The 10056-nt window shown below is 69.0% G+C and carries 8 protein-coding genes; 4 read left to right on the top strand and 4 right to left on the bottom strand.

Going from position 1 to position 10056, the window contains the following annotated elements; translation table 11 throughout:
• From WBP48_RS14440 to WBP48_RS14425, 4 genes are all read right to left on the bottom strand, one after another.
• A partial coding sequence (locus WBP48_RS14440) for an amidohydrolase (RefSeq protein ID WP_424441450.1) occupies positions 1-1322 on the bottom strand: 1322 nt, incomplete at its 3' end.
• Entirely contained in the window at positions 1319-2032 is a 714-nt protein-coding gene (locus tag WBP48_RS14435) for an FMN-binding negative transcriptional regulator (RefSeq protein ID WP_424441449.1), read from the bottom strand. The genes WBP48_RS14440 and WBP48_RS14435, both read right to left, overlap by 4 nt.
• Positions 2033-2045: 13 nt before the next feature.
• Positions 2046-3062, bottom strand: a complete 1017-nt coding sequence (locus tag WBP48_RS14430; RefSeq protein ID WP_424441448.1) for an Fpg/Nei family DNA glycosylase — start codon at positions 3060-3062, stop codon at positions 2046-2048.
• Positions 3062-3604, bottom strand: a complete 543-nt coding sequence (locus tag WBP48_RS14425; RefSeq protein ID WP_424441447.1) for a ribose-5-phosphate isomerase — start codon at positions 3602-3604, stop codon at positions 3062-3064. The genes WBP48_RS14430 and WBP48_RS14425 overlap by 1 nt, the downstream gene beginning before the upstream one ends.
• A gap of 57 nt (positions 3605-3661) precedes the next feature.
• On the opposite strand from WBP48_RS14425, the gene WBP48_RS14420 reads away from it, so the two are divergent.
• The 4 genes from WBP48_RS14420 (at position 3662) to WBP48_RS14405 (ending at position 10053) form a co-directional block, all read left to right on the top strand.
• A complete protein-coding gene (locus WBP48_RS14420; RefSeq protein WP_424441446.1) occupies positions 3662-4036 on the top strand; it encodes an ArsR/SmtB family transcription factor in 375 nt (124 codons plus the stop codon).
• Positions 4033-5727 (top strand): SulP family inorganic anion transporter, encoded by a 1695-nt coding sequence (locus WBP48_RS14415; RefSeq protein ID WP_424441445.1) that lies wholly within the window; start codon positions 4033-4035, stop codon positions 5725-5727. Before WBP48_RS14420 ends, WBP48_RS14415 begins: the two co-directional genes overlap by 4 nt.
• An 80-nt stretch (positions 5728-5807) precedes the next feature.
• Complete coding sequence (pepN, locus tag WBP48_RS14410) at positions 5808-8357, top strand: aminopeptidase N (protein WP_424441444.1); 2550 nt, start codon at positions 5808-5810, stop codon at positions 8355-8357.
• Positions 8358-8643: 286 nt separating this feature from the next.
• Positions 8644-10053: a DUF222 domain-containing protein gene (locus tag WBP48_RS14405; protein ID WP_424441443.1), complete on the top strand. Its 1410-nt coding sequence runs from the start codon at positions 8644-8646 to the stop codon at positions 10051-10053.
• Positions 10054-10056 lie beyond the last annotated feature (3 nt).

The following is a 10056-nucleotide window of genomic DNA, read 5'->3' as shown; positions in this document are numbered from 1 at the left end:
GCTGCATCCACCGCCTGCTCCGCGCGCCACGCCGAGCGGCCGTCACGAGTGCGGTGCACCGCGGCTGCGATCGCCGCCCACGGATCGAGTGGCGCGACCGGCGCGTCCGAGCCGAACAGCAGGTTTGCGCCGACGTCCGCGAGCGCGCGCAACGGATAGGCCATGGCGGACTGGGCCGCCCAGATCGTGTTGGTCAGGTCACGGTCGTCGATGGCATGCTCGGGCTGCACACTCGCCCCCACCCCGAGCCGCGCGAAGCGCGGGATGTCGGCGTGAGCGACCAACTGGGCGTGCTCGATCGTCCCGGTCGCACCGGTGACGGCAAAGGCGTCGAGCGCATTCGTGTTCGCGACGTCGCCGATCGCGTGAACGGCGCACGACAGTCCGCCGCCGGTTGCGCGGGTCATGAGATCCACGAGTGCGTCGAGGCCGAAAGTGAGCACGCCGCGGTTGTGAGGATCCCCGGGATACGCGTGCGAGCACGCCGCGGTGCGCGTACCGAGCGAACCGTCGGTGATGATCTTCAGCGGGCCGACGTGTACGAGCCCCGCCGCGTCGAGCGGATCGCCCGAGCGCAAGCCCTCGGCCAGCGCGCGGTCCAACTGTGCCGGGTAGACACCGAAGCGGATGCGGCAGGTGTCGAACCCGGCATCCGTACGTCGCCGCCACGCTTCAACATTCCAGGCCATGTCCAGATCGACGATGCCGACGATGCCGCGGGATGCCGCGGTCCGCAGCGCGGCGGCGACGAGCCCGTCGCCTGTCGCGGGGTCCACGGCGTTGAGGCGGCGTGACACCTCGAACGCAAGCTCCTCACGAAGGACACCGGAGGAATCGAGGGGGAAGCCTTCACGGCGCAGCGCTGCGGAGTTCAGCCACACGCTGTGCACATCGGCGTTGATGAGGTACGTGGGAACCTCACCGGTCACAGCGTCGAGCGCGGCGATGGTCGGCTCGTCGGGCCACAGCGCGTCGCGGTAGCCCGTGCCGATCCGGCGGCCGTCCGGGAGCACGGGGGCGCGCCCCATGATCGCTGCCGCCTCGGCCGCCGAGCTCACCGCGCCAAGCGCATGCCGCTGAGCCACGAGCGCCCACTGCACCGTGTGCACATGGTGGTCCCAAAGACCCGGGATCACCCACGCGCCCCCGGCGTCGAGCACGAGGCCGCGCCGCGGCAACGCGCCGGCCGGCGCGATGTCGACGATGTGTCCGTCCGAAAGGTGCAGATCGACGGGGTCGTCGCCGAACGGGTCGAGGCGGCCGCCACCAGTCAGTCGAGCGTCGGCGATGATGGCGACCGTATCGCCGCGCTGCGCCGTCATAACTCCGCCTCAGTTGTCGCCGAGGCCGCTGAATCGGCCCCACCTTCGACTTTCAGGCGGAGTTGTGCAGACCGGGCGGCACGCAGCGCCTCATGCGCCCGCCGCATCTCGCCCGGCAGCCGCGGATCGGCGTAGGGGCTCGAGCCGGCTTCGAGCTCCTCGATGATCGTGTCGACCACATCATCCGACCTGTTCTGGCTGAGCTTGCGCTTCGCGACGACGCTCGTCGGCGTCAGCCGGAACCCCACCGTGCCGCGCTCCAGGCGTCGCACGTATTCCTCGTCGTTCGGCGGCTGCCACATCAGCCGCGGCTGCGGCAGCGTCGACTCGAACCGTGCGACGAGCCTGTCGAGCACCCGCAGGTTCTCCTCCGGGGCGAGGATCTCGGGTATGCCGCTCAGGTGCACCGACACGAAGTTCCAGGTCGGCACGCTCGGCACGTCGCCGTACCACCCGGGCGAGATGTAGCCGTGCGGACCCTGCACGATGACGAGCAGCTGGCGCTGCCCCAGTCCGTGGATGGCGTCGTCGGGTCTGCCGACGTGGCCCACGATCGTGAGGTCGTCCCGGTCTTCGTCGAGGAGGACCGCGTAGTGCGAGGCGACGAGACCCTCCGCGGTGTGACTGACGAGGGTCATCCACGGGTACTCGTCGATGACTCGGCGGAGCTCATCGGTATCCGTCATGGCGAAGCTCGGGTTCTGTCTCATCGAGCCCACCACCCTACTTCTGGCATGACGGGCACCAGTAGAGCTTGCGGGCGCCCATCTCTTCGAGCACGATCTCGGTGCCGCACACGCGGCACGGTAGGCCGGCGCGGTGGTACACCCAGTGGCGGTCGTCGCGATGGGCCATCGCTCGCCGGTACGCCTCGGGGTCGAGGTCGTCCATCGTCATCATCTGACCGGTCTCGACTCCGATCACCAGCAGCCGCGACCAGTCCCGCCAGATCTGCCGGGCGAGATCTTCGGGCACGAGCCTTCCGGGTGTGTGGGGATCGAGCAACGCACGGTACAACAGCTCGGCCCGGTAGACGTTGCCGATGCCGCTGACGACCGTCTGGTCCATCAGCAGCAGCCCTATAGGCGTCGGCTTGCGGCGCACCGTCGCCGTGAACCGCTCTTCACCAGCGGTCGGGTCGTCCACGAGCGGGTCGGGACCGAGCTTCGCGATCGTCGCCTGCATTTCGTCGGGGGTCTGCAGCTCGCACGTCGTGGGACCGCGCAGATCGGCACACGTCGTGTCCGTCATGAGCCGAAGCCGCACCTGCCCGACCACCGGAGGAGGCCACTGGTGGGCTCCATCGCCCACCTCGCCGAGCCCCTGCGTCTGCTCGCTCATCCGCACGTGCACACGCGCGCGCCGCGGTGCACCGATGGAGCTCAGCGAGTTCTCGCCCGCACTGTCGAAAACCGGAGCGAACACCGCGTCGATATCCGTACCGCGCTGGTTGGTCTGCCCCATCCGGCCGTTGGCCGAGGCGATCGTCGGGTCGACTTCGATCTCACCGGCGAAGTCCCACGCTCCGTACATGCCGAGGTGCACGCGCAGCCACTCGTCGCCGTCGAAGCCCAGGAACATCTGCTTGCCGATGGCACGCGCTGAGGCGACTTCGCGCCCGTCGATGACCGCAGCCCCTGCCGTGAACCGTCCCTGTGGACTGGATGCTGCGACGACGCGCCCGACGTAGTTGCGGTCGAACTGACGCGCGATGCGGTGGACGGAATGTCCTTCTGGCATCAGCCGGCTTCGGGGTCCAGGTCGTCGGCCGACTCGCCGCCGACCGGCGCGGATGCCGTTGCGCGCGGGTCGGGAAGGAGCGAACCGTCGTCCTCGTACGCAGCAAGTTGGGCGATGCGGCGTACGTGCCGCTCTTCGCCCGAGAACGGCGTCTCGATGAAGCGGTCGATGAAGCCGATCGCTTCCTCCACGGTGTGCTGACGGGCGCCGATCGAGATGACGTTGGCGTCGTTGTGCTCGCGCGCGAGTTCTGCCGTCGCGATGCTCCACACCAGGGCCGCGCGGATGCCGCGGACCTTGTTGGCGGCGATCTGTTCGCCGTTGCCGGAGCCGCCGAAGACGATGCCGAGCGTCTCGACGCCGGCCTGCTGGTCGCGGACGACGGCCTGGGCGGCGCGAATGCAGAACGCCGGATAGTCATCGACCGGGTCGTACTCCAGCGGTCCGTGGTCCACGATGTCGTGGCCCTGCTGAGCGAGGTGATGCTGCAGTTGCGTCGAGAACTCGAGTCCGGCGTGGTCGGTCGCGATGTGGATGCGCATGCGTCCATTCTAGGAGCCCCCTACGTCGGCGGCCCGCCCGGATATGATGACTCCATCATGCCATTCAGTCGCGCGGAACGTCCGCTGTACGAGGTCAAGGCGAACCTGTTCAAAGGGCTCGCGCATCCCTTCCGGATCCGGATCCTGGAACTGCTCGCCTCCGCGGACGAACGCACCGTCGCGGACCTGCAGCAGAACACCGGCCTGGAGGCCTCTCACCTCTCGCAGCACCTCTCCGTGCTGCGGCGGCATCGACTCGTCAGCTCCGAGCGCCGCGGCAGCCACGTCTACTACCGACTCGCCGATCCGCGCGTCGCTGATCTGCTGACAGCTGCGCGCGAGTTGCTCCTCGGCATCCTGACTGCCGAGGGCGATCTGCTCGTCGATGCCCGCTCGCTACCGGCCCTCTCCACGGCCGACCCCCGGCCATGACGTCGGCACCCGACACCGCGGCAGTGAACGCACGCCGGCAGGGACTGACGCGATGGGCACGAGCGCTTGCTCCGTCGCGGGAGGACTATGCGCATGTCGGCCGAACGTGGCGGGGCGATCTCATCGCGGGACTGACCGTGGGCATCGTGGCCCTCCCGCTGGCGTTGGGCTTCGGGATCAGCTCGGGGATGGGCGCCGAAGCGGGTCTGATCACCGCGATCGTCGCGGGAGCCCTTGCGGCGATCTTCGGGGGGTCCCCTGTGCAGGTGTCGGGGCCGACCGGGGCAATGGTGGTCGTGCTGGCGCCCATCGTCGCGACTCAAGGAGTCGGATCGGTCGCCGCCGTGACCCTCATGGCGGGCGGCATCGTCGTCGCTGCCGGGATGCTGGGTCTGGGCAGAGCCGTCTCCGTCATCCCCTGGCCGGTGATCGAGGGGTTCACCCTCGGCATCGCCGTCATCATCTTTCTGCAGCAGGTGCCGCAGCTCACTGCCGCGGCGGCCGTGAGCGGCCACAGCGCGAACGCGCTCGTCGCGACGGCCCAGGCGCTCGTCGCCGCCGATCCCGCCTACCTCGTGTGGAGCCTCGCGGCGGTGGCGATCGTCGCCGCGTGCATGCTGCTCGCCCCGCGGGTGCACCGCGCGATCCCGGGCTCGCTCGTCGGCATCCTCGTGGTCACGGCGCTGTCCCTCGTCGTCCCCGATCCGCTACGCCCCATCGGCGAGCTGCCGAACCGTCTACCGGCGCCCGCGCTCCCCGCTAGCGACGGCGCCACGCTGGGCTCGCTCGTCCTCCCCGCCGTGACGGTCGCGGCCCTCGCCGCCATCGAGTCGCTGCTCTCGGCACGGGTTGCCGCGGGAATGGCCGATTCGGGGCCGTACGATCCCGACCGGGAGCTCGTCGGTCAGGGGATCGCCTCCCTCGGCTCCGCCCTGTTCGGCGGCATGCTCGCCACCGGCGCGATCGCCCGCACCGCCGTCAATGTCCGCTCCGGCGGCCGGTCCCGCCTGGCGGCCATTTGTCACGCGCTCGTGCTGCTCACCGTCGTGCTCATCGCCGGTGGCGCCGTCGGCGCCATTCCGCTCGCCGCCCTGGCGGGCGTCCTCATGGTCACGTCGATCCGCATGGTGCACGCGGGCACGCTGCGCGCGATCCTTCGATCTACGCGTTCCGACGCGATCGCATTCGTGCTCACCGCGATCATCACGGTATCGTTCGACCTCATCGTCGCGGTCGTGATCGGCGTTGTCGTCGCCGGCATCGTCGCGCTCCGAAGCTTGTCACGCGCCTCAGCGGTGCACGAGGAGGCCATCGCGGGCCCCGCCGCACCCGGCGATGAACGCATCGCGATCCTCCGCTTCGACGGCCCCCTGTTCTTCGCCGCCGCCGATCGCGTCTACGCCGAAGCGAGCGCGCGCCAGGACGTCTCGGTGGTCATCCTGCGGATGAGCACACTCGAACTGGTGGATGCCACCGGTGCGCGGATGCTGGGAGACATCGTTCAGACCCTGGAACGCCGTGGTGTGACGGTTCTCATCAAGGGTGTGCAGCCACGCCACGAGAGCCTGTTTCGGACCGTGGGTGTGCTGGCTTCGCTCCGCCACCACAATCATCTCTTCACTGACCTTCCGACCGCCGTCGCGCACGCGCGGGACCACGTTCGGCGTGAGAGACAGTCGCGGACGACGTAGGGTTAATCAGTTGCCGTCGACGCCAGCAGCGTCACCCTGCGGCATCCACCCCCACCACCATCACCGCTGGGAGCATCGCAGTGCCTGGAGAGAACCTCACCCGCATCGAGGCGCAGGAGCGCCGCGCGATCGTGAGCACCGAGTCGTACGACATCGCGCTCGACCTCACTCGGGGAGCCGAGGTCTTCGGCTCCCGCACCGTCGTGCGCTTCGCGGCGATCGAAGGTGCGTCCACGTTCATCGACCTCATCGCTGGCGAGGTGCGCGAAATCACGCTCAACGGAGCCGCGATCGACCCCGGATCCGCCTTCGCCGAATCCCGCATCGCGCTGACGGGACTCGCCGCCGCCAACGAGCTCATCGTCGACGCCGACTGCCGCTACACCAACAGCGGCGAGGGCCTGCACCGCTTCGTCGACCCCGTCGACGGCGAGGTGTACCTGTACTCCCAGTTCGAAGTGCCAGACTCCCGCCGCGTGTTCGCCGTGTTCGAACAGCCCGACCTCAAGGCGACCTTCCGGTTCACCGTCACCGCGCCCGACGCGTGGAAAGTCATCTCCAACTCACCGACGCCCGAGCCGGTCCCCACTGGCCCCGGCACCGCGATCTGGGCGTTCGAGCCGACCCCGGTCATCTCCTCTTACATCACCGCGATCATCGCCGGGCCGTACGAAGCCACCCTCAGCGAACTCACGAGCGCCTCCGGCAGGGTCGTGCCACTCGGAGTCTACGGCCGCAAGAGCCTGTGGCATCACCTCGATGCCGACTACATCTTCGAGAAGACCCGCCAGGGGTTCGCGTACTACGAAGAGAAGTTCGGCGTCCCCTATCCGTTCGCGAAGTATGACCAACTGTTCGTACCTGAGTTCAACGCGGGCGCGATGGAGAACGCCGGAGCCGTCACGTTCACCGAGTCCTACGTCTTCCGCTCCAAGGTGACGGATGCCGTCAAGGAGCGCCGCGTCGTCACGATCCTCCATGAGCTCGCACACATGTGGTTCGGCGATCTCGTGACGATGAAATGGTGGAACGACCTCTGGCTCAACGAGTCGTTTGCGGAGTGGGCCTCGACCATCGCGACCGCCGAGGCCACCGAGTGGACCGAAGCCTGGACGACCTTCAACGCGATGGAGAAGACCTGGGCCTATCGCCAGGATCAGCTGCCCTCGACGCATCCCGTCGTCGCCACCATCAACGACCTCGAAGACGTGCAGGTCAACTTCGACGGCATCACCTATGCCAAGGGCGGATCGGTTCTCAAGCAGTTGGCGGCCTGGGTCGGCATCGACGAGTTCTTCGCCGGTGTCGGAAAGTACTTCCAGAAGCACGCTTTCAGCAACACCGAACTGCGCGACCTGCTCGTCGAGCTGGAAGCGACGAGCGGTCGCGACCTGTCGAGCTGGTCCCGCAAGTGGCTCGAGACCGCCGGTGTGAACACCCTGACGCCTGAAATCCGGGTCGGCGACGACGGCGTGATCTCCCGATTCGCGGTCGTGCAGACAGCGCCCGCCGACTACCCCACGATCCGCCCGCACCGTCTCGGCGTCGGCTTCTACACACTGCAGGACGACGCGCTGGAGCGCACGCACCACGTCGAGCTGGACGTCGACGGCGACCTCACCGAAGTGCCCGAGCTCGTGGGTCTCCGTCAGCCGGATCTCATCCTGCTGAACGACGAGGATCTCGCGTACGCGAAGATCCGGCTCGACGACCAGTCGCTCGAGACCGCGATCGCGCACCTCGCGAAGATCAGCGACCCGCTGGCGCGGTCGCTCGTATGGGGTGCCGCGTGGGACCAGACGCGGGATGCCGAGGCGTCGGCATCCGACTACATCGATCTCGTGCTGCGCAACATCGGCTCGGAGACCGAATCGACGACCGTGCGCACGACCTTGGGTCAGCTGCAACTCGCCGCCAACTCCTACGTGACCCCCGACACGCGTTCCGCGTCGCGTGAGCGCGTGGCGAACGGGCTCTGGGAGCTGGCGCAGGCGGCCGAAGCCGGCAGCGACAGCCAGCTGCAGTTGGTGACCGCCTTTGCGAGCGCCGCGTCGACCCCCGCTCATTGGGAGCGGGTGCAGGCGTTGCGCGACGGGCACGTGACGCTTGCAGGCTTGGAGATCGACGCCGATCTGTCGTGGACGCTGCTGGTCTCGCTCGCCGCCGGCGGAGTGGTCACGACGGACGACATCGACGCCGCGCTGGCTGCCGATAACACCGCAAAAGGCGGCGAGTTCGCCGCCCAGGCAAAGGCTGCACTGCCGACCGTCGAAGCGAAGCGCGCGGCGTGGGCGTCGCTCATCGACACCGCCGACCTGCCGAACACGGTCATCCGTTCCACAGCATTGGGTTTCACGCACCCCGCCGGTGTCGAGGCGCTCGCCGCGTTCGTCGAGCCGTACTTCGCGATGCTGTTACCGGTATGGGCGTCGCGGACCTATCAGATTGCCGACTACCTCGTCACGGGGCTGTACCCGGCTGCGCTCGCCTCCGCCGAGCTGCGCGATGCCACACGCGGCTGGCTCGCGGTGCACACCGATGCGCCGCCCGCCCTGCGACGACTCATCGTCGAGAACCTCGCCGGCGTCGAGCGCGCCCTCGCCGCACAGGAGCGCGACGCGGAAGGCTGATCTGATTGCAGACCCGCCACCTGGGTATCGGCGGGCCGGGAGTAGCGGTCACGGGTGGGCTGCCACCCCCGGTGGTCGAGTGCCGCGCCCGCAGGGCGCGGTGTATCGAGACCATCGCAACCGACTCGGGAGCTGTGGTCTCGAGACACGAGCGCTTCGCGCTCGCAGCGGATCACCGGTTCGCGCGGCGGATGGGAGACGTCTCGGATTCGCGTGCGTGTTTCACGTTCCGATCGGCGTCTTTTCCGGCGTTCGAATGTCGGACCCCCTCGTCACAATGGAGGGTATGGACCTGTTGACCGCCCCGCTGGGCGACCTTCTTACGCAGGCCGCTGGGGTGGTCGATGCGGCCGTGTCGGAGCGGGCGTTTCAGCGGGCGAGCGAGCAGGAGCTCGCCGGGCAGGTGACGGTGATCGCCGCGGTGGGACGGCTGGTGGAGGCGCTGTTGGTCGACGCGGTCGGTGAGGTGATGGCCCGGTCCGAGACCGGGTTCCGGGACGAGTTCATGACCTCGCATCTGGGGTGCCGGAACGTGACCGAACTGGTCGAACGACTCACCCGTGTCGACGCCCGCACCGCCACCCGGTTGCAGCGGGCCGCGAAAGCGGTCCGCCCGGCGGTGTCCGACACCACCGGGGAACTGCTTCCCGCCCGGTTCCCGGCCGTGCGTGACGCGATGATCGACGGGGTCGCCGGCGTCGACGGGATCCTCGCGATCTGCGACCCGTTGCAGGCGGCCACCCCGCGGGTCGCACCCGCCGCGCAGCGGCAGGCGGAGCAGGTCGTGGTCGCCGAGGCACGTGGGGAGGGGCCGGACGGGGCACCTCCGGCCTCGGCGGGCCTGCTGAGAGTCCACGCGCAGGCGTGGGCGCTCGCGTTGGATCCAGACGGCGCCGAACCGCGGGAGCGGACCGCGCTGCGCAGACGGGGTTTCACGCTCGGGCAGGCGACACCCTCCGGGGTCCCCTGCCGGGGACTGCTGCTGCCAGAGGTCGCCGCACAGCTGCAGACGATTCTCGACGCCCACCTGTCCCCGAAAGTCACCTTCGACGACCCCACCGCCCGCTACGCCGACGGTCAACCGGTGCTGACCGGACCCGACGACCGCACCCGGGTCCAGAAGCAGCACGACGCGCTCGCTGCCGCCCTCACGGTCGCCGCGTCCAGCGGACTGCTGCCCACGATCGGCGGGCACGCCCCCACCCTGGTCGTCTCCGTCACCGCCGAGAACTTTCACTCCGGGCGCGGGTACGCGCACGCGCAGGGCTGCGACCAGCCGGTCACCATCGACACCGCCCGCCACATCGGCTGCGCGGGCGTCATCCAGCGCGTCACCTCACGGGCGAACGGGCGGATCCTGTCGATCGGGACCGAAGACCGCGTGTTCAACCGGCACCAACGCCGCGCCATCGCCCTCCGCGACGGCGGGTGCGTGATCCCCGGATGCGGGACCCCCGCCGGGTGGTGCGAGATCCACCACGTCACCGAACACGCCCACGGCGGACCCACCCACACCGACAACGGAGTCATGCTCTGCTGGTACCACCACCGATCCCTCGACCGGATCGGCTGGCAGCTCCGCATGAACCACGGCGTCCCCGAGATCAAAGCCCCCAGCTGGTGGGGCATCGACCACCGCTGGCGACCCACCACCACCTCCCCCACCCGACTCCACCACACCATCCTCAAAACCTGAGAT

It is taken from the genome of Microbacterium sp. (genome assembly GCF_049661145.1).
Taxonomy (GTDB): Bacteria; Actinomycetota; Actinomycetes; order Actinomycetales; family Microbacteriaceae; genus Microbacterium.
This window is presented reverse-complemented; position numbering and strand designations above follow the sequence as displayed.